This window comes from Nostoc sp. C052, from assembly GCF_013393905.1.
Lineage (GTDB): Bacteria > Cyanobacteriota > Cyanobacteriia > Cyanobacteriales > Nostocaceae > Nostoc.
In genome coordinates, this window is the sequence record NZ_CP040272.1 from 6656063 (window position 1) to 6677565 (window position 21503).

The 21503-nt window shown below is 39.3% G+C and carries 16 protein-coding genes and 1 CRISPR repeat array; of the genes, 13 read left to right on the forward strand and 3 right to left on the reverse strand.

Annotation, left to right across the window (positions count from 1 at the left end):
* Positions 1-380: 380 nt before the first annotated feature.
* The 3 genes from FD723_RS27390 to FD723_RS27400 all read right to left on the reverse strand — a co-directional run bounded on the left by FD723_RS27390 (position 381) and on the right by FD723_RS27400 (position 3615).
* The gene (locus tag FD723_RS27390) at positions 381-1670 is read right to left on the reverse strand and encodes a cation:proton antiporter (protein ID WP_179068179.1); all 1290 of its coding nucleotides are present in this window, start codon (positions 1668-1670) and stop codon (positions 381-383) included.
* A 502-nt stretch (positions 1671-2172) separates the two neighbouring features.
* Positions 2173-2607 (reverse strand): hypothetical protein, encoded by a 435-nt coding sequence (locus FD723_RS27395; RefSeq protein WP_179068180.1) that lies wholly within the window; start codon positions 2605-2607, stop codon positions 2173-2175.
* A gap of 261 nt (positions 2608-2868) precedes the next feature.
* Entirely contained in the window at positions 2869-3615 is a 747-nt protein-coding gene (locus FD723_RS27400; RefSeq protein WP_179068181.1) for a GDSL-type esterase/lipase family protein, read from the reverse strand.
* Between the two features lie 278 nt (positions 3616-3893).
* Between FD723_RS27400 and FD723_RS27405 the strand changes: the two genes are divergently transcribed.
* The 13 genes from FD723_RS27405 (at position 3894) to FD723_RS27460 (ending at position 21487) form a co-directional block, all read left to right on the forward strand.
* The gene (locus tag FD723_RS27405) at positions 3894-5459 is read left to right on the forward strand and encodes an AAA family ATPase (protein ID WP_179068182.1); all 1566 of its coding nucleotides are present in this window, start codon (positions 3894-3896) and stop codon (positions 5457-5459) included.
* 1 nt (position 5460) lies between these two features.
* Positions 5461-7689, forward strand: a complete 2229-nt coding sequence (locus FD723_RS27410) for a WD40 repeat domain-containing protein (protein ID WP_179068183.1) — start codon at positions 5461-5463, stop codon at positions 7687-7689.
* 224 nt (positions 7690-7913) lie between these two features.
* On the forward strand, positions 7914-9134 hold the full coding sequence (locus tag FD723_RS27415; protein WP_179068184.1) for an AAA family ATPase: 1221 nt from the start codon (positions 7914-7916) through the stop codon (positions 9132-9134).
* A gap of 450 nt (positions 9135-9584) precedes the next feature.
* A complete protein-coding gene (gene cas6, locus FD723_RS27420) occupies positions 9585-10247 on the forward strand; it encodes a type I-MYXAN CRISPR-associated protein Cas6/Cmx6 (RefSeq protein WP_179068185.1) in 663 nt (220 codons plus the stop codon).
* Positions 10247-11827, forward strand: a complete 1581-nt coding sequence (gene cas8a1 / locus FD723_RS27425) for a type I-MYXAN CRISPR-associated Cas8a1/Cmx1 (RefSeq protein ID WP_256874942.1) — start codon at positions 10247-10249, stop codon at positions 11825-11827. Before cas6 ends, cas8a1 begins: the two co-directional genes overlap by 1 nt.
* Positions 11808-12776, forward strand: coding sequence for a CRISPR-associated protein (locus tag FD723_RS27430; RefSeq protein WP_179068186.1), 969 nt, complete (start codon positions 11808-11810; stop codon positions 12774-12776). Before cas8a1 ends, FD723_RS27430 begins: the two co-directional genes overlap by 20 nt.
* On the forward strand, positions 12773-13411 hold the full coding sequence (gene cas5 / locus FD723_RS27435) for a type I-MYXAN CRISPR-associated protein Cas5/Cmx5/DevS (protein ID WP_179068187.1): 639 nt from the start codon (positions 12773-12775) through the stop codon (positions 13409-13411). Before FD723_RS27430 ends, cas5 begins: the two co-directional genes overlap by 4 nt.
* A gap of 245 nt (positions 13412-13656) precedes the next feature.
* A CRISPR array of direct repeats spans positions 13657-13979; the repeat unit is 36 nt; unit sequence GTGAGTCGTGGCTTTATGCCGTTAGGCGTTGCTCAA.
* A 9-nt stretch (positions 13980-13988) separates the two neighbouring features.
* On the forward strand, positions 13989-14123 hold the full coding sequence (locus tag FD723_RS43110; RefSeq protein WP_256874943.1) for a hypothetical protein: 135 nt from the start codon (positions 13989-13991) through the stop codon (positions 14121-14123).
* Between the two features lie 144 nt (positions 14124-14267).
* A complete protein-coding gene (gene hsdR / locus FD723_RS27440; protein WP_179068188.1) occupies positions 14268-16601 on the forward strand; it encodes an EcoAI/FtnUII family type I restriction enzme subunit R in 2334 nt (777 codons plus the stop codon).
* A gap of 122 nt (positions 16602-16723) precedes the next feature.
* Entirely contained in the window at positions 16724-17356 is a 633-nt protein-coding gene (locus FD723_RS27445; RefSeq protein WP_179068189.1) for a hypothetical protein, read from the forward strand.
* A gap of 31 nt (positions 17357-17387) precedes the next feature.
* Positions 17388-18830, forward strand: a complete 1443-nt coding sequence (locus FD723_RS27450) for a class I SAM-dependent DNA methyltransferase (RefSeq protein WP_179068190.1) — start codon at positions 17388-17390, stop codon at positions 18828-18830.
* A complete protein-coding gene (locus FD723_RS27455; RefSeq protein ID WP_179068191.1) occupies positions 18820-20523 on the forward strand; it encodes a restriction endonuclease subunit S in 1704 nt (567 codons plus the stop codon). The genes FD723_RS27450 and FD723_RS27455 overlap by 11 nt, the downstream gene beginning before the upstream one ends.
* 70 nt (positions 20524-20593) lie before the next feature.
* Positions 20594-21487: a hypothetical protein gene (locus FD723_RS27460; RefSeq protein ID WP_218651762.1), complete on the forward strand. Its 894-nt coding sequence runs from the start codon at positions 20594-20596 to the stop codon at positions 21485-21487.
* Positions 21488-21503: the final 16 nt, after the last annotated feature.

A 21503-nucleotide genomic window follows, 5' to 3' on the forward strand; every position in this document is an offset into this window, starting at 1 on the left:
TTTCCTCACAATTAACTATCTGGTTTCCCTAAGATAATTCTTTAAAAGACTGCAAAATGTCAAGCTTGTTAGATACAACCAAGAGTAATTTGTGCTTCGTGGTTATATGAATTATTGTTACGATACAGTTGCAGTCGTGAAATATGAATTCTGATGATTTTAGGAACTACATCTAAAATAACTTCCAATTTAACGATAGCAATAAAATTAACGTTATATTGTAATACTATTTGATTGGCTCTCCACTCCGAGGCTCAGATCCCCGACTTCTTGAATAAGTCGGGGATCTTTTGGTTGTAACTTATTTAGGATTGCTATAGCCAGAGTCAAAGCAGAGAATTACCCAATTACGAAGTAATTAATTTGATAATTAAATCTGCTTAAATGGAAGATTTTTCATAGCTTGTACCGTGCAATAAAAAAGCAATCAGTGGTGATGCCATCAGGGTAGTAATGACTGCCATAATAACCATTATAGTGAATAAAGTTGGCGTAATTATACCTTGTTCTAGACCAATATTCAGGATGATTAACTCCATCAAACCACGAGCATTCATCAGAGCGCCGATAGTTGCTGATTCTCGCCAATTTTCCCCGCCCAATTTTGCAGCCAGCATACAAGCAACACCTTTACCGAGAATTGCGATCGCAATAATTAAGAGCGTAATTCCCCACAAAGTAGGTGTATTTACCAATCCAATTTGAGTATTCAGTCCAGAGAAGACAAAAAATATCGGTAACAAAAAAGAACTAGTTAAAAACTCCGTATAGTGGCGAATTTGCTGGGCGAATTCTCCCCGTGGTGTCACTGCTCCCAACACAAAAGCACCAAATATTGCATAGATGCCTGTGACATCGGTAAACCATGCACAAAACATCAAAATTATCAACATTAAAGTCAGGGTTTGTCTATTCACACCTGTATCGCGTTTCGTCATCCGTGTGAACGCTTTCAGTAGAGGTTGACCGAGAAAAATTGCAAACAGCACGTAGCAAATGCCACCACCAATTGCTAATATGGCAATGCTCAGAGAATTTTTGACGCTAGCAAGCACGATCGCTAGTAAACACCAGGCAACTCCATCATCTACCGATGCTGCACCCAAAGCCAAAGTACCAAAGCGGGTTTGTGCAAGACCGCGTTCGTAAAGAATGCGAGCTAACATGGGAAAAGCCGTAATTGTCATCGATGCACCCAGATACAGCGCGGCTGACCACGGCGTTACTTTTGGTTGAAAGAAATCACCATTGTGATAAAACCAAAAAGATGCGATCGCTCCTAAAATAAAAGGAGTGATAATCCCAGCAGCAGATAGCAAACTTGCACTTTTGATATGATGTTTTAACAGTTTAGTGTTGAACTCTAAACCAATTAAAAACATATAAATTACCAACCCAATCTGGCTAATAGCATATAAAATCGACATTGATGGATTGGGTATCTTGAGTCCGACAGCAGTAATGATCGGCAGCTTAGGAAACAGCCATTGCTGAAAATCTGGTGCAATCAATCCTAAAAGTGATGGCCCTAGCATTACACCTGCAATCATTTCGCAAACAACATCAGTTTGACCAAGATAGCGGCGTCCTAAAATAGTGACAATGCGACAAGTAGCTAAAATAACTGTGAGTTGTAGAAATAGCCTAATAACCAGATCAAAATTTGACATTACACTTCCTTAATTTGCGTCTCTGCATTGAAGAATCTCCCCAGACTCCAAAGCTTGTACTGTTTTTTCAATATATGACTACTACATCAGCACAAGTGTCAATTTGGGAAACATTACTGAAATAGTACTCAATACTTTTCGGGTTTTGGGAGAAAGGGGAAGGGGTAAAGGTAAATTCAAACCCTTACCCCTTCCCCTTTAACCTTTCCCCAGATCAAAAGAGAGATTGTTGGGTTTATCCGAAAAGTATTGAAATAGTACTGAGTATGGTAAAAAGTAATAATCGCACTGGCTCAACGCCTCGCTACCGCTAACAGTACTCAGCACTCCTGAAATAGGTATTTTTAATTTGATTAGATGTAACAGGCAATGCATTGCTTTGGTTTCCAAAGTTGCAGCAACTACCATGTTGTTCTTAGAAACGCACACAAATGTACGTCAATACAACATATTGCATCCAAACTAAAACCGCCATATATAAGAATCTGATTTGATTACTGTATTACAACCATTCTCCACCCCGAAAACGCCAACGAAGAAAGATAATTCGCATCAGGCTTTGGGAATTAATAAAAACTGCTAGCCACACAATGCTGTAGTGAAATACAAAAGCTCCTATCGACAGTTCCTCCTTAGGTAGAGGTATTGGTAAAAAGCCAAACAGTTTGACTCCACAAAACACAAACACCAATTCCCATATACCAGCTAATAGTTGATAAACTGCGGGCCAATCTCTATCCCAACGAGATTTTTGCAGATAGTCATAAAGCACATCCCAGCCTAAGCCAAAGATGGCGACATAAGCAAGTATCCAAAAATAAACCGAGTTAGCACCAGGGCCAATCCAACCCATTGCAAAAGGCAAAGATACGAGTACGCCGACAGTTGCAAGTAATAATAATCGAGTTTGCCAACGGCCAAATAAAGTTGGTGTCATAGGAGTGCTGAGTTATGAGTTATGAATAATATAGAGAAATTAGAGTTTTTATCAATAGATTTTGACTCGCTTCATTAAAAGTTTAGGAAGATTGTGGTGCTTTTTGCAAGGATCGCAAATACGACAATATTAACTAGTACAACACGGCAGAAACAAACCACCCATTTAAAATAGCCAGAAAGCTTACAAAATAAGCATTCTTTCTTTTTAGTTTTGCCTTTTTGTACTAGCCCCAAAGCACCAACACATCTATATTAATTATTAGGATGGTTTCAGGTGATAATCAAATTTAGAATGGTAAGCTGCATTGGCAAAGTCCATTGAAGGTATTGCTTCCCAATTGATTACATCTTCTAATAAAGCTTGATAACCGAGTGTATTGGGATGAAGACCATCTTCACCCAAGCGTTTGAGCCGCCAAGTTTCACCGCGTTCCATCCACTGCTCAAAAATATCTAAATAGGGAATCTGCCGTTTATTGCAAGCAATTCGAGTTGCTTCTTTGTAGCGGTACTGATCGGCATGATTATAATAAAAACAATCTAAAAATGGCATCTTGCTTTCATCCACTGGCACCATGCCCACAAATAACACAGGACAGAGTTGCTGTGCCAAATCTAGCAGAGAAGCAATTTCCTTTTCAAATACGGTAAAATCTGTGTAGCTTCGGCCATCAGGACGCGCCAACCGCGCTGAGTCGTTGACGCCTACTGATAAAATAATTAAATCAGGAACGCGATTTCGCAGTTCACCCCGGTGACGAAATTCAACTTCTAGCCTTTGTGCCACTTGTTGCGTGCGATCGCCTCTTACCCCTAAATTATAAAGAATATGACCCGCACTATCCGGCAACATCCACCATCGCCGTAGTTGCTCGATCCAACCTCCTTTTTCTGGATCGCCGAATCCATAAATTAAGCTGTCCCCCAGCGCGACAATCTTCATAGGCTGAAAGTGATTTGGTGGTACAGACAGCTGCATTGAGGAAGAAGCTAAAAATGTGTGCATTTAACAACTATATTTTATATCTTTACAAGATTCTATACATTTCTATACCATAGATGACTATCTTTAGTGTGCAAACTATAAAGTTTCTATGGTTGCAAGGCTTATATTGCCGCAGTTGAACTTTTGAGGGTGAATGTTGAGCTTTTGAGATAGAGAAGAGCGCAAAGGAAGAGATTAGAGGGAGCGATCGCCATATAATAGCAATGGATAGGGTAAATTTTGCCATCTGTCGTTAGGATAGGTTATGGGTGTAAAAATTATCTCTACCATTAGTGAAGATGAGTATTGACTTAGTAGTTAATGCACTTAAGAGTATTGCTAAACCTGCGACTTCTCTAGTTATCAATCAAGCTCAACGCAATGAAACTGTAGTTAGAACCTTAAAACAATTCAAGTTTGACCCAGTACAACCACCTAAAGATGTTGATGGTGTTTATGTTTACTCTTTAATTGAGTATGGTGTGGATAAGCCGGAAGTACTGCTTAATCTTTTTCGAGAAAGAGAAATTAAAAATGCTTTTTGGAGTGCTTATACTTCAAATAATCCCTTGGGTTTCTACAAAGAAGTAGAAAAGTTTTTGCAGGGAAAGGATTCAGAATTTGATATCCGATTGATGAGAATTGAACTGCGATCCGAATTAGAAGAATTTGGAGAAATATTTATTCAGGTTGCTAAAAGAAGTAAATCAATAGAGTTTGAGCCTTTCCCTGAATGGAATTTAGACGAGTATCCAGCGGAATTTAAGTCATTAATTCGAGAGAAAATTCGCTCGTTTTGCGGTCGTAAATTTGTTTTTGAGGCTTTTAAGCAATTTTGCGACAAAAACCTTAATGGTTACTTCACCGTAGTGGGTGATGCAGGTATGGGTAAGAGTACCATTGCGGCTAAATACGTCTGGGACAATAAATCACCATGCTATTTTAATATTCGCTCCGATGGTCGCAATCGAGCAGAGCTATTTCTTGAAAGTATTCGCAAACAATTAGTTAAACGTTATCAGTTGCAAAATGCCGAAAAGGCTAATTTAGCAGATTTACTAGAACAGGTTAGCAAAAAACTGACTGCTGGCGATCGTCTAGTAATTGTAGTCGATGCCCTTGATGAAGTGGAACAAGAAGCAGGAGGAAATCTTTTAGATTTACCGCCGTCGCTTCCTGAACATGTTTATTTCTTGCTAACTAGACGACCCTATACCAGAGATAAAAAACGCCTGTCTGCACCAGATGTCCCCGTCGAGGAACTAGATTTAAGGGGAAGTCAGTATATTAATTTGAGTCGTGAAGATATCAAAGAGTTTATTGGGTTGTTTTTGAATGTCGATAAAGATTATAAGAATGAACTTAAACAATGGATTCAAAACCGCAACATTTCCGATCAAGATTTTGTTGAGCAGATAGCAACTAAGAGCGAAAATAATTTCATGTATCTACGCTATATTTTGCCAGGAATTGCTAAAGGTGACTATAATGACCTGAGTATAAATAAATTACCCGATGGTCTTGATGACTATTACCAAGTCCATTGGGTACGTATGGGGATGGATGAAAAGCCCCAGGAAGTAAAAGTATTTATCTTATTTATTTTAGTGGAAATTGGTACACCAATTCCCTGCGAGATGATCGCAGATATTGCCGAACAGGATGAATATGATGTCCAATCAGTTTTAGATGAGTGGGTTGAGTATTTGAAGCCCCAGATTCTAGAAGGAGAAAACTGCTATAGCATCTATCACGCTAGTTTTTTAGACTTCTTAAAAGCAAAACGAGTTTTGGATTCCAAACGGAAGCTATTTCAAGAGGTTAATCAACGCATTGTAGACTATCTTGTAAGGAAGATGGCGTGAGATGGGAGAATTTGCTAGCAAGTTAGCGGTACAAAGTCCCGCTTTTCAACGTGCTTACTTGGGCAGTTTAACGCCAAACTTGGTGAAGTCGGGAAATTTGGAGAAGTATTACCAAACCCTCACTGATTTTGATTTTTTGGTGGCAAAGATTAACCATCCTGAGTTTGGGGTACAGCCGCTAATTGAAGATTATGATTTGAGTTTAATTACACAGACATTAAATTACTCGAAATACAACTCTGAAAAAGTCAAAAGTCTCCAATTGATTCAAGGCGCATTAAGACTATCAGCACATGTTTTAGCAGTGGATAAGGAGCAACTAGCGAGTCAATTGCATGGACGGTTACTACATCACAAAATGCCAGAGGAGATTCAGGAATTATTAGCAAAAATAAAGCAAAGTATAGCTACTCCTTGGCTGTGCCCCTTGACCCTAAGCTTAACGCCACCAGGGGGACGCTTACTTCGCACTCTCACAGGTCATAATAGCTGGGTTAATGCCGTCGCCATCACTCCCAATGGGCAGCAAGTTATTTCCGCATCTTCTGACAACACCCTTAAAGTCTGGAATCTGGAGACTGGGGGAGAACTATTTACCTTCACTGGTCATACCTCAGATGTAAATGCTGTCGCCATCACTCCCAATAGACAACAGATAATTTCCGCTTCTTGTGACAACACACTCAAAGCCTGGAATCTGGAAACTGGGGAAGAACTATTCACCTTCACTGGTCATAGTGACTCGGTAGAAGCCGTTGCCATCACCCCTAACGGGCAACTGATGATTTCTGCTTCTTCTGATAACACCCTCAAAGTCTGGAATCTGGCAACTGGGGAAGAACTATTCACTTTCACTGGTCATAGTGACTCGGTAAATGCCGCTGCCGTCACCCCTAATGGACAACAGGTGATTTCTGCATCTTCTGACAACACCCTCAAAGTTTGGAATCTGGCAACAGGGGAAGAACTATTCACTCTCACTGGTCATAATGACTCGGTAAATGCCGTTGCCATCACCCCTAATGGACAACAGGTGATTTCCACTTCCTCTGATAACACCCTCAAAATCTGGAATTTGGGAAATGGAATGGAAGAATTTACCCTGAATGGTCATAATAACTGGGTAAATGCCGTCGCCATTACCCCTAATCAACAGCAGGTAATTTCCGCATCTCGTGACACAACCCTTAAAGTCTGGAATTTGGGAAACAGAGTGGAAGAATTTACCCTGAATGGTCATAGTAATTGGGTAAATGCCGTTGCCGTCACTCCAAATGGGCAACAGGTGATTTCTACTTCTTCTGACAACACCCTCAAAATCTGGAATTTGGGAAACGGAATGGAAGAATTTACCCTGAATGGTCATAGTAATTGGGTAAATGCCATCGCCGTCACCCCAAATGGGCAACAGGTTATTTCTGCTTCCTCTGATAACACCTTCAAAGTCTGGAATCTGGCAACTGGGGAGGAATTATTCACCCTCGCTGGTCATAATAACCCAGTAAATGCTGTCGCCGTTACTCCCAATGGACGGCAGGTGATTTCTGCTTCCCGTGACACAACCATTAAAGTCTGGAATTTGGCAACTAAGGAAGAAGAATTCACTCTCACTGGTCATAATAACTGGGTAAATGCCCTCGTCGTTACTCCCAATGGGCAGCAAGTTATTTCTGCTTCCTCTGACAACACTCTGAAAGTCTGGAATCTAGCAACTGGGAAGGAAATATTTACCCTGAAAGGTCATACTAACTGGGTAAATGCCGTAGCTATCACCTCCGATGGGCAACAGGTGATTTCTGCTTCCTCTGACAACACTCTGAAAGTCTGGAATCTGGAAACTGGGGAAGAACTATTCACCCTCACTGGTCATAATCACTGGATAAATGCTGTCGCTATCACCCCTGATGGGCAACAGGTGATTTCTGCTTCTTCTGACAAAACTCTCAAAGTTTGGAATCTGACAACTGGGGAGGAACTATTCACCCTCACTGGTCATAATCACTGGATAAATGCTGTCGCTATCACCCCTGATGGGCAACAGGTGATTTCTACTTCCCGTGACACAATCCTTAAAGTTTGGAATCTGACAACAGCAGAGGTCATTGTTAGTTTCACTGCCGATAGTCCCATTCGTTGCTGTGCAGTTGCACCAGATGGCGAGACAATTGTAGCGGGAGATGCTTTAGGAAGGGTGCATTTTTTGCGTCTTGAGGAGATAAAAGGGGGATAAAGGAGAAAGTAATTTTATCTGCCAAAAATTTTGTTGACGTTAATATTTACATTAGGGAAGGTTTTAACTAATAAATTTTCACCACTAGTGAATTTTTGTATAAGCTGATATCCGGCGGCTGTTAATTGTTGATAAAATTTGACAATTTACTCGTTAAAATTTACTAACCGGACTTCAATAACTACCTCTACTGTTGTCTTATCTTTTCATGATTCTCCAAAATTATGAATTCACCACCCAAACCACCCACTGCAATCAATTCCAGAGGACATCCAACAAAGTTTCAACAAATCATTCAAGAAAAAAGCCAAAATTTTGTTGGTCGTGAATTTGTCTTCAGGGCTATTAACAACTTTCTCCACCGGCATAATCAAGGTTACTTCAGCATCATTGGCGCACCCGGTAGCGGTAAAAGTGCCATCCTCGCCAAATATGTGACAAACAATCCTCAAGTTATTTATTACAATGCCGAACTTGAGGGTAAGAATCGTGCTGACGAATTTCTCATAAATATCTGCACGCAACTCATTAATCAATACTCGCTTAATTACATCTCCCTCCCTGATAACGCCACAGAGGGAAGTTGGTTTTTCTCTAGTCTTCTCCAGCAAATCAGCGATGAGTTAGAACCTCATCAACAACTCATTATTGCCATTGATGGGTTGAATTGGATTGACCGCAACAGCCAACCACCTGGTACAAATCTGTTTTATCTCCCCCGCTATCTCCCGGATGGGGTCTATTTCCTCCTCACTCGTAGACCTTTCTTGCGAGAGAAGTCAGGTTTATTAATTGAAACGCCGTCGCAAAGTCTTGATTTAGCTAATTATCCAGAAGAAAATCGGCAAGATATCCAAGCATATATTCAAAATCACCTAACTCTCCTTCCCTGCGAAGGAAAGGAGGGACAAGATTACTCCCCTGCCATACTGGGGGAGAGGTCAAATCTTAAATCTTGGCTGAGTAATCATCAGATTAATGAGCAAGAATTCTGCGTAGATGCGGAGCAGCTTGCCCTTGGCCATCGGCTCACCACTTTGAGCGAAAATAATTTTATGTATGTCAGTCAGGTAATAAGTGCGATTGCAGAAAATTTCTACCCGATACCTTTCCAGTACAATCAACCCCCGCCTGGTTTAGAAGCATATTATCAGCAGCATTTACATAAAATGTTTCCACCCGAACAAGACACGAAACATAGCACAGATGTGTTACATGTATTAATACAGCAGCAAAAAGCAATATCAGTGTTGGCGCAGACCGCCGCAGGCATCGCACAAATCATTGATACTGATGAGTATGAAGTTGAGGAAGTGCTAGAAAATTGGCTAGAGTTCTTACAGAAACAACAAATCGCTCTAAAAACGCATTACAGTCTTTATCATTCCAACTTTCGAGACTGGTTAGGTAGACAGCAAATAAAACCATCTAAAAAAACTCCCTAACTCTCTCAATTTGTGACTTTACCCATAACTTTGCCGTTACTGGAACCATAACTTTGCCGTCAACAACACTACAACCCTCATTCTTGCGTCAGCTAATTTTGGATGAAATTGACAGTTTGGAACCATAACTTTGCCGCCAGTCCAAATTGGAAGGATAAGCTTGCCGTGAGTCCAATCAAGCACAGAAAGCAGGAAAGCGCCGGATTTTTTTAGAATGAATGGAACAGAAGCGGTTTATGCTGGTATGGGATAGAAACTTTCGGCCATCCATCCGTTCTGAGTAACTACTGGAGTATTAGAAGACCCTCCTAACCACTGAGAACATTGCGAACAATAGCCTAAACTGGATTGCCACTCTAAGCAAAGTAGTCGGCGATGACAGTGAGGACAATTTTGCACAAGAGAATGTTGATGTATTAAACAAACTCTGACATCTCAAAATTTCCATCTATGGCAGCCATATTAATTCAAAGTGAGGAATATGTAGACTTAACGTTTAAGCTAAGAGGCGCACCGATTCCTCTTGATAATGGTTATGTTATCTATAGTGCTTTGTCCAGTATCTGTCCTAGCCTTCACGAACTAAAGTCTATTGGGATTCATCCGATTACTGGAATACCGACCAGAAACAATTTGCTTGAACTCACTGCTCAATCTCGTCTAAAAGTTCGGATTTATCATCAACAAATTCCTTTAATTTATCCTTATTTAGCGGGTCAAGCCTTTCATATAGGTCAAAATTTTTATCAACTAGATATTCCTGACTACAAACCGTTAGTTTCTTCAGAAAGTGTCTATTCGAGATTAGTGATAATTAAAGGGTTCCAAGACTCTACTAACTTTATTGAAGCTGTTCAACGGCAACTGGATAATTTAGGAATACAAGGAAAAATTGAACTTCTTACCCGACAAGATGGAACACCTCAACGAAGACAATTAACCATCAATAAAGAAGGAAAACAGTTTAAAGTTAGAGGATTTGGCGTAAAAATCAGTGAACTCAATCCTGAAGATTCCTTAACCTTGCAAGAACAGGGAATTGGCGGGAAACGAAAGATGATGTGTGGAATATTTGTCCCAGCGACTCGCAGCAAGGGAGAAGAGGAAACCTGATGATAGTCTCTACCCAACCCAAAATTTCCCTATCTCTCCATGCTGCGGATACGACAATAATGCACCGCGTCGGAATGACCGGACTTTACATGACTTTAAAGCGATTGGAAAAGCAATATCCCTTACCTCGTCAACGGGGAGGACATATATCATGGTTTTTGACTGCTGATACTATTGAATTATTCTGGGAAGGAAGTGATTTTATCGCCTTATCTTGGTTAATTAATGAGTCTTTTCAATTAGATGATACAGGTTTAATTCATTTAGTAGGATTAGACAATGATCGAATAGATTTAAGGCAGAAAATCCATATTCATGAGGGAATATGCGCTGTTTTCCTGCGACTTAATAAGTTTTATCAAGCAGGAGAGATAATTAACACTGAACTAACGTTTGAAGAAAAACAAGTCGAGTATCAATATAAATCTCTAACTTGGTACGCACATCAAACCTTTGCAGAGAAGTTATGCGAGGCAGATACCCAACAACTCAGACATGATTATATTGAAATAACCAGTTGGTTGTATTTAGGGGGAATTGTTCGCCATGCTCGGACGCAGAATACTACAAAACTAGAAGAGAAACCTGAATACGCTTTAGCATTATTATTTGTACCAGTAGTTTGTCATTATTGCTTACTTCATATTCCATCAGAAGACTTGAAGGAAAGGAAACCCCATCGCTATCTAGTGGTGATTCCAGAAATCAAGGATTTTGAAGATGCTTCTCAAAGGAGATGGCGATTACAGCAATTTGAAACTAAACAGCTTCATGTTAGTACCCTTGGTGAAGCGGGATTACTTTATTACAGCTTAGACGATATTCAGCCGGAAGTGGGCTACTATCAAGCTTGTCAAGTTTGGTTATATGAAAAAACAAATAAAGCTTCTCGTCAACCGACATTGATGAGTATAGAAGAAATTAAAATTGATAAGAATATTTTAATCACTTATCAACAGGTGCAAAAATACTTTAAAACTAATTATCAGATAATTAAATATAAGCAAATTTTTATTAAGGTCAATCCGATTCGCTCCCTGATTGCTGATAATTTAGTGAAAGGAATCCATTGGTGGTCTAATTTATGGGAAAAATTGGTGATAGAGGATTCAAAAGAATATTTATTTAACCAGTTATTTTCTAATCGAGAAGGACTCATCATCATGGCAGAGAATAGTGAAGAAGACAAGCAGTATCTTATTTTTATTAAGGTATTTCAGCAAGCTATGAAGGGCAACTTTGCTAAAATTTATGCCAAAACAGAGGAAGGGAAAGATCCTCCAATTAAGAAGAAAGTTGAACGATTAAGGGCAGAGCTAAACTATTGTTATGATGAATTGTCGTTCAAGGAATATTTGTCTGACTTTTTAGTAAGAGGGGGATTAAATAAGTATTTTAATGAGCATCAGGAAGAGATTGCACTACTAATTAAAAAATCACCTTGGCAAGAAATAAGAATTTGGTCATTGTTAGCGATCGCCAGTTATAAACCCAAAGATAAACCCACAAATATGGATGATAGTTTATTCCCAAACAATCAAAAAGTAGAAGAAGTGAATTATGAGTCAGAAGAAGAATGAGAATAATATCCCCAATTATTATCTTTACGGAACAGTCCTCACTCGTTATGGTTTAGCGTCTTTAAATCATGACATTAGACGAGGAAATAAGACTATTCTGCAAAAAGGCTATTGGAATAATGGTAAGATTCATTCTTTTGTAGGTTCAAGTGCAATTCGTTGGGCGTTACGTTTTTATCTTCAAAAGCAAGGTTATTTAGTTAATCGAGTCTGGGATGAGGACGAACATATTAATCGCTTAACAAGTGAAGATTTCGATCCAGAACAATTTTATGATGATGATATTTTTGGGTTTGCTTTATTAGAATCTGCTGAAACAGAGGAGGAGACTTCAACAACAAAGAGAAAAAAGAAGCAAACAAAAGTCAGCACTCTTAATCAAAGAATGGGTGCTTTAGGGATGAATATGGCTGTTTCGCTAACGCCTTATGATGGTGCAGTCAAGTTAGGGGCAAAAAGTGGCAGAGAAAAGGATAGCACGTCTCTCCATTTTACAGAATATCATGCAACTAGATATCAATATTATTTTGGAATTGATGTCACTCATCTCAAAGATTTTTCGCGGATTTTACCTCTGATAGACGGGATTATGAATTTACCCAAGGTAGGAGGGAGTAGTAATATTTTTAATTATCCTTTCTGTCCCGATAGTTTGGTATTTCAATGGACAAATCATTTTGCTTCATATATTTCCTATTGCTTTGAATATTGCGATCCTAAGAGTAAGGAAGCAAAACTTTCACAAGAGTTTATAGATGAAGTGGAATGCGGACAGATTGACCCTAGTAAATTGTGGATTGGGGGAACAATTGTTAAGGAGTTACAGCAATTGGATAATTTTGAAAGTTCCCCTTTGAAGAAGGCACATATTTATCGTAATCGAAATGAAATGATTGAAGTTTTGAAAACAGTCATTAAAAGAGATTTGGGCTTAGAAGAATCAAAATGATTGCACCATTAATTCTCTATTTGGATGTTCCATTTGCGACTTTTCGGGATTCCCATGCAAGGGAAATGGGAAAAACTTATCCTGTTCCTCCTCCAGCGACAGTGTATGGGATGTTGTTATCTTTGGTAGGGGAAACGAATATCTATCGCCACTGTGGGGTAGAATTGGCGATCGCAATGTTATCTAGCCCCAAAAAGTCGCAAATTTTACGTCAAATGAGACGGTTTAAGAATGCTGATTTTAGCCATCCAGAGAATGTTATTCCCTGTTATCAAGAAATTTTGTCTAATCTGAAGTGTTTGATTTGGGTTCGTTCTGACGAGGAAAAGATACAACCAAGTTTAAGGGAGAGGATACAGTTAGCGTTTGACCATCCTGAGCTAGTAAGACGGTTCGGTTGTTTATTTTTGGGAGAAAGCGACCAGTTGATTAAAACGATCAAACTTGTCTCGGAAGATTATCTAGAGGGAGTGAGACAGTGGGCAATTATAGATAATAGAGGCAGGTTAACCTTACCCTATTGGGTTGACCATGTGGGGTCAAGAAATACCCGATTTTTGAGGTATCGGATTGAGGAAATAGATAGATTATCACCTCCTGATTTAGCCTGGACAATGGTTCAATCTCCGATTTGACAAGTACCCTGCTGGCGAGGAGAATTGAGGGTAAAAAATGACGCAAAAAATTACAGGGTTAAGGGATATAGAAATTTAGATAGAAAAAGGTGCTTGCAAATCCTTGAAAGAGTTAGGAGGATTGAGTTATAGAGGTTGAAGAAATACAAGAAATTGATAAGTTTTGTCTTTTTGGGATCTCCGGCTAAGGGGTACTTGTAAAATTGTAAGTGAGCCTTCATCACCCAAGGGTTTTAGCCTTTGCTCTGAGTCGTGGCTTTATGCCGTTAGGCGTTGCTCAAACGATTCGGGAGAACAAACCGAATTTTGACTTTATGGTGAGTCGTGGCTTTATGCCGTTAGGCGTTGCTCAATTCCTTGTTGCAAACATTTCTTTAGCTGGCGATCGTGAGTCGTGGCTTTATGCCGTTAGGCGTTGCTCAATTCCCAAAGACGGATAGAGACATTATCCTTTGGACGATAGTGAGTCGTGGCTTTATGCCGTTAGGCGTTGCTCAAGGGGATGCTGAAGCCCGTGAAGATTGGCTATCTCGTGAGTCGTGGCTTTACGCCGTTAGGCGTTGCTCAATCTTGCAAGATGAAGCGGCTAATGTTATTAGTTAGGCGATCGCCTGAAAAACCTTTGCAATTGGCAGACTGTGATTCCTTTTTGGTGCGATGCCTGCGGCAAGCTACGCTAACGCATTCATCAACAATTAAGGGACAATCTTAAAAGATTTAGTAGCTAATTTGACTTTGAATATATAGGTTTTGTGGTTGCCACATAGCACAATGCTAGTATTTTCACACTTAACGACAGGCAAGATTGAAGTGTAGAATTATACCAACCCTCTCTTAACCGAAAGCCGACCCTTTTATGTCAGAAGCAATTGACAAGAAATCTTTGAGTGAACGTGATATTTGTACAAAGTACATTACACCTGCTCTAACTAATCGGGCATGGGATATCAACACTCAGATTCGTGAGGAAGTGACGCTGACAAAAGGTAGGGTGATTGTTAGGGGTAAGCTTGCTAGTCGAGGTGAGCAGAAACGCGCTGATTATGTGCTGTATCACAAACCCGGTGTACCACTGGCTGTAATTGAAGCTAAAGATAATAATCACAGTGTCAGTGCGGGGATGCAACAAGCGATCGCAACTGGTGAACTAATTGATGTACCATTCATCTTTAGCTCTAATGGCGACGCTTTTATGATGTGCGATCGCACAATTACCGAAGGACAGCGAGAGCGAGAAATCCCCCTTGAGCAGTTCCCGACACCGCAGGAACTTTGGCAAAAATACTGTGATTGGAAGGGAATTGACTCGGAGATTCAGCCGATTGTTGCTCAAGATTACTACCCCAGTCCTGATAAAAAACAGCCACGCTATTATCAACAGATTGCCATTAATCGCACAATTGAAGCGATCGTAAAAGGACAAAACCGCATTCTGTTAGTAATGGCGACGGGTACAGGTAAGACTTTTACAGCTTTTCAGATTATCTGGCGGTTGTGGAAATCGGGGGCGAAAAAGCGTATCCTGTTTTTGGCAGATCGGAATATTTTGGTTGACCAAACTAGAGTCAATGACTTTAAACCCTTTGGCTCAAAAATGACCAAAATTCAGAAGCGACAGATAGATAAATCTTATGAAATTTATCTATGTCTCTATCAGGCAGTAACGGGAAATGAAGAGGCGAAAAATATTTATCGCCAATTTTCTCCAGATTTTTTTGACTTAATTATCATAGATGAGTGCCATAGAGGAAGTGCTAATGAGGATTCCGCATGGCGAGAAATTTTAGAATATTTTAGAAATGCTACGCAGATTGGCTTGACAGCTACCCCAAGGGAAACAGAAGAAGTTTCTAACAGCCTTTATTTTGGCGAGTCACTTTTTACCTATTCACTCAAGCGAGGGATTGAAGATGGTTTTTTAGCTCCCTACAAAGTGATTCGGATTGATTTAGATAAAGACTTGAGCGGATGGAAACCAAAGCCAGGTCAACGGGATAAGTATGGTAAACCAATTCCCGACCAAGTATATAATCAACGAGATTTTGATAGAACTCTGGTGCTAGAGAAGCGCACTGAGTTAGTTGCACGGATTATTTCTGATTATCTTAAATCAAGCGATCGCTTTGCCAAAACTATCATTTTTTGTGAGACGACTGACCACGCAGAACGGATGCGGGTGGCGTTGGTAAATGAGAATGCTGATTTGGTGGCGGGTAATAGCCGCTATATTATGCGAATTACTGGGGATGATGCTCAGGGTAAGGCAGAATTGGATAATTTCATCGATCCAGAAAGTAAATACCCCACGATTGTTACTACCTCTGAGTTGCTGACGACGGGTGTTGATGCTAAAACCTGCAAATTGATTGTTTTAGACCAGCGCATCCTGTCAATGACCAAATTTAAGCAAATTATTGGTCGCGGGACTCGCATTGATGAAGACTATGGCAAAATGTTCTTCACAATTATGGACTTTAAAAAAGCGACAGAGTTATTTGCTGACCCTGATTTTGATGGCGATCCTGTACAAATTTATCAGCCTAAGCCAGCTGATCCCATTGTTCCGCCTGATGCTGGAGACGATGAGGTAGTTATAGATGATGGCGAAATTAGCCGCAAGCAAACGCGGGATAGGTATGTAATTGCAGACGAAGAGGTGTCTATTGCTTTTATTCGAGAGCAATACTACGGCAAGGAGGGTAAGCTGATTACGGAATCGATTAAAGACTATACTCGCAAAACAGTTAGTCAGGAGTATGCCTCATTAGATGCTTTCTTGAAGAAATGGCACTCTACGGAGCAGAAGCAGGCTATTATCCAAGAGTTACAAGAGTTGGGTGTACCTTTGGAAGCTTTAGAAAAAGAGATTGGTAAGGATTTTGACCCCTTAGATTTAATTTGTCATGTTGTCTTTGACCAACCGCCACTAACTCGCAGAGAAAGAGCAAACAATGTCCGCAAGCGTGACTATTTTAACAACTATGGCGAACAAGCCAGAACGGTTTTAAATGCTTTGTTGGATAAGTATGCTGATGAGGGAATTGAAGATATAGAAAGTCTTGATGTGTTAAAGGTTCAACCAATCAGCGATTTAGGCACTCCGTTAGAGATAATTAGTATTTTCGGTGGTAAGCAAGCTTATTTACAAGCTTTGTCTGTTCTCAAAGAAGAATTATATCGAGTATCTTAATAATCCTAAAGATTATTTGAAATAGTAGCAATAATATTTCAATGATTAGGCTAAATAAATGAGATATATTAATATATTTTTTGTAAATTTAAAATTTGTATTATTAGCAATAGTAAATTTTTATGAATCCGTATTTGATTGATACAAAATATGCAGCAAGTAATATTATTGATTTAATCATGCACGATGAAAGAGACCTTGAAAAAGCAGAGGAAAGAAAACGCCAAATTTATGAGGAATTAAAGCTTTCTTATGAAAGATTTTATGCGGGAGATATGTCAGATGATATCAGCCCAATGCAAGTTCAGTATGAATACGTTCAATTGATGAAGTACTCAGAGAGATTAAGTGAGCAAGAGAAACACTTAATTGCTCAGATGGAATGCTTGAAAAATTTAATAGATGTTAAATTATTTGCTGTATCATCTCTTTGCGGTGCGTTACTTCAAATAGCTAAACAAGGAATTTCAATTGTACATAGAGGTTTAGGAAATTGCCCTGATGGTAGAGGTATAGGTAATGAAGTTTTAAAAAATATAATTTGGCAAGCACGAAATCAATCAATACACTATGAGGAAGGTAACTTTAGACTACCAGTCCAGCAATGCTTTCAAAATTTGGAAGCTTATTTTGGAAATGAATTTTCATTAAGCCTACACTCTAACGAAAATTTTGCACAAAAAATAGTTATAAACATTCTTGGTTGGAATGACTATCAAGTGTATGAATACGATATGATTTCTATTCTAGGTTAATTCTGCCAATCGGCGATCGCAGTCTCATATTATGTCAATCAGCACTACAATTAAGACTATTCAAGATATCATGCGGAAGGATGCGGGCGTTGATGGTGACGCGCAACGCATTAACCAGTTAGTTTGGATGATTTTCCTCAAGGTTTTTGATGCCCGTGAAGAAGAATATGAACTGTTAGAAGATAATTATAAATCTCCGATTCCTGAAGGTTTGCGTTGGCGGAATTGGGCAGCAGATTCCGAAGGTATCACTGGAGATGGTTTACTAGATTTTGTAGATAATGCTTTATTTAAAACCCTCAAAGAACTGAGAACTACGGCAATTGATGCGCGTGGGCAGATGATTGGTAAGGTGTTTGAAGATGCCTACAACTATATGAAAAATGGCACTCTCATCCGCCAAGTAATTAATAAGCTCAACGAAGTTGATTTTAATAAAAAAGACCAGAAAAAACAGTTTAGCGAAATTTACGAGAAAATTCTCAAGGATTTGCAGAGTGCGGGAAATGCCGGAGAATATTATACTCCCCGTGCGGTAACAAAGTTTATTGTAGATAGAATCAAGCCGCAATTAGGGGAAATTGTATTTGACCCAGCTTGCGGTACAGGTGGCTTTTTAACGGCAGCAATTGATTACATTCGCCAACATTTTCAAAGTGCTGATGTACCAGAAATTCTGCAACGGACGATTCGCGGAACTGAGAAAAAGCCGTTACCTTTTAACCTTTGTGTAACGAATCTGATTTTACATGGTATTGATGTACCGTCAGCAGAACATGATAATACTTTGGCACGACCATTGCGCGATTATAGTCCTCACGAACGGGTGGATGTTATTATCACTAATCCGCCTTTTGGTGGGATGGAAGAAGATGGAATTGAGGACAATTTTCCCGCTACTTTCCGCACGCGAGAAACGGCAGATTTATTTCTGGTGCTGATTGCTCATTTACTCAAAGAAGGCGGTAGAGGTGCAATAGTTCTGCCAGATGGTACGCTGTTTGGGGAAGGTGTGAAGACGCGGATTAAAGAAAAACTGCTGCAAGATTGCAATCTCCATACAATTGTTCGCTTACCCAATGGCATATTTAGTCCCTACACAGGTATTAAAACTAATCTGCTATTTTTCAGCAAAGGGGAACCAACAGAAACGATTTGGTATTATGAACACCCTTACCCAGCAGGTTATAAATCATACTCGAAAACTAAGCCGATTCGCTTTGAGGAGTTTGCACCGGAGCAAGAATGGTGGGATAACCGCGAGGAAAATGAATTTGCTTGGCAAGTTTCAATTGCAGATTTAAAGGCGAATAGTTACAACCTAGATATTAAAAATCCTCATAAAGTTGATGTAGAACACGCTGATTTAGATGAGATGTTAGCAGAGCATCAGAAACTCATGGCAGAGTTGGGTGATGTGCGGAGTAAGTTGAAATTTGAGTTGATGGAAGCGTTGAAAAGAGATGAAGCTTGAAAGTTTTTTTGAAAATTTTGAATTGTTGACTGATGCGCCAAATACAGGTGAAAAGTTACGAGAAATAATTTTGCAACTTGCCCCTCAAGGTAAGCTTGTACCTCAAAATCCCAATCATGAACCTGCATCAATATTGCTTCAAAGAATCGACGTTGAAAGAAAAAAGTTAATTAATGAAGGAAAGTTGAAAGAGATTAAACTGCCTATCATTACACAAAGTGATAGCCCATATCTATTACCTTCAGGTTGGGAATGGGTAAGACTGGGAAATGTAGTTACTTTTATAGGAGGTAGCCAACCACCAAAAAACAAATTTGTTTTTGAAGAGAGAGAAGGATATACAAGATTAATTCAAATTAGAGATTATAAGACTGATAATTTTAAGACTTATGTTCCTAATGAGTTTGTTAATCGTCCTTGTAATCAAGAAGATGTGATGATAGGTAGATATGGCCCACCAGTTTTTCAAATTCTAAGAGGTTTAACAGGAACATACAATGTTGCTTTAATGAAGGCTGAACCAATAGAATCATCAGTAACTAGAGATTATCTATTCTATCTTCTGCAAGAACCAAGAATACAGAAAGTAGTAGTTTATGAGTCTGAAAGGACAGCTGGTCAAACAGGCGTTAGGAAAGAATTATTAAATTCATTTATTGTGGGATTACCACCCCTTATTGAGCAAAGTCTTATTGTTGCTAAGGTTAAACAACTCACTGTTTTATGTGAGGAAATCGAAAAACGGCAGCAACAAAGGCAGAAGAGCATTGTGAGGATGAATGAGAGTGTGATCGCTCAACTCCTCTCCTCCAAAAATCCCGATGAATTCCGCCAACACTGGCAACGCATTTGCAATAATTTTGACTTACTTTACAGCATTCCTGAAACAATTCCTAAACTGCGTCAGGCGATTTTGCAATTAGCCGTGCAGGGTAAACTTGTGCGTCAAAATATCAGTGATGGATGGGGTTTAGTTCTTTTACAAGAAATCGCTATATATAAAGAAACACTAATAAAAGAAGGCAAAATTAAGAGAGCCTTATTATCTCCAATCGCCAAAAATGATATTGATTTTAATATTCCAGATAATTGGATATGGACAAGATTCGGTGAGGTTATTCTAGATATTGAAGCAGGAGCAAGTCCTCTATGTGATATGCGTCCCAAGATTGATGAGGAATGGGGAGTTATTAAAATAAGTGCCGTTTCATGGGACAAATATAATCCTAATGAAAATAAAGCTCTGCCTATTGGAGTAGAGCCTAAAAAGGAATATGAAATCAAAGCTGGTGATTTCTTAATGTCTAGGGCAAATACTAACTTGCTAGTTGGTAAAAGTGTAATTGTTGAGGATACACCACCTCGATTATTGATTAACGATAAAACACTTAGAGTATCTTTCCCAAATTTAGTAGATAAAAGATTCTTTAATCTCTACAACAACAGTTTAATAGCAAGAAAATATTACGCTGGGCAAGGCACAGGAACTAGTAATTCAATGAAGAATATTACAAGAGAGCAAATTCGTAATCTACCTGTTCCCCTTCCACCACTTGCAGAACAAAAACGGATTGTAGAGAAGTGCGATCGCCTGATGTCTCTCTGCGATACCCTAGAAGCCAAATTGAAACAAGGGCGAGACAGTAGCGAGAAACTGATGGAAGTAGGAGCAAAGCAAGTTTTAACAGCTTAATAGTGAGTTTTAGAAAAATTTGGAGTATATTTGTACTCTTAAGTAAAAATACGAGATTGAGTATCATCCAGTGTCCTTCATTGCTGAAACTCCAAAGATAATCACGCTCAAAGTCCCAACCTTCAACGATGACAAAGAAGACTTCATTCGGATGTTTGGACTTTGGCAGCAAATCAGAGGAACCGATACACCAAAAATTCTCTTCGATTTTTCGGGCTGTTGCTTTCTTCGCCAAAATGCTGTGGCGTTTTTGGGTGGTTTAGCTCGCCTTATTCAAGCCCGTGGGTGTCAAGCTATCTTTGCTTGGGAAACCCTTCAAGACGGTATTAGAAGCAACCTTGCACAAAACGGTTTTCTCTATGCCTTTGGAGAAAATCAGCAAGGTTGGCAAGGTAATTCTATACCCTACAGGGAAGACCCTGACTATAATATCGACATTATAATGAGTTACCTTGAATCAAAATGGCTTGGACGTGATTGGATAGAAGTGAATCAGACTATCAAAGACAAAATTATTTGTACTGTTATGGAAATCTATAGCAATGCTTTTGAGCATGGGCTATCGGATATTGGTGTATTCAGCTGTGGACAGCGTTATCCAAACCTGAATACACTAAAGCTGACTGTGATTGACTTTGGTATTGGGATTCCAGCTAACGTGCGCCAATTCCTTCAAAATAACAGTATGTTAGCGAAAGATGCTTTAGAGTGGGCATTTCAACCAGGTAAGACAACCCGATCCAGTAGAATATGCGGAGGTACTGGACTGGATTTACTAAAAAAATTTGTAAAGAGTAAACAGGGTAAAATAGAGGTCTACAGCCATGATGCTTATGGTTTGATTGACGAAAATCAGGAAATTTACCAGAGCGCACCAACTTTCTTTGAGGGAACTTTAATAAATATCACCATTAAATGCGATGTAAATCACCATAACTTTACAGAAAATGAAGTATTATTCTAGTACAAAGGTTCTAATA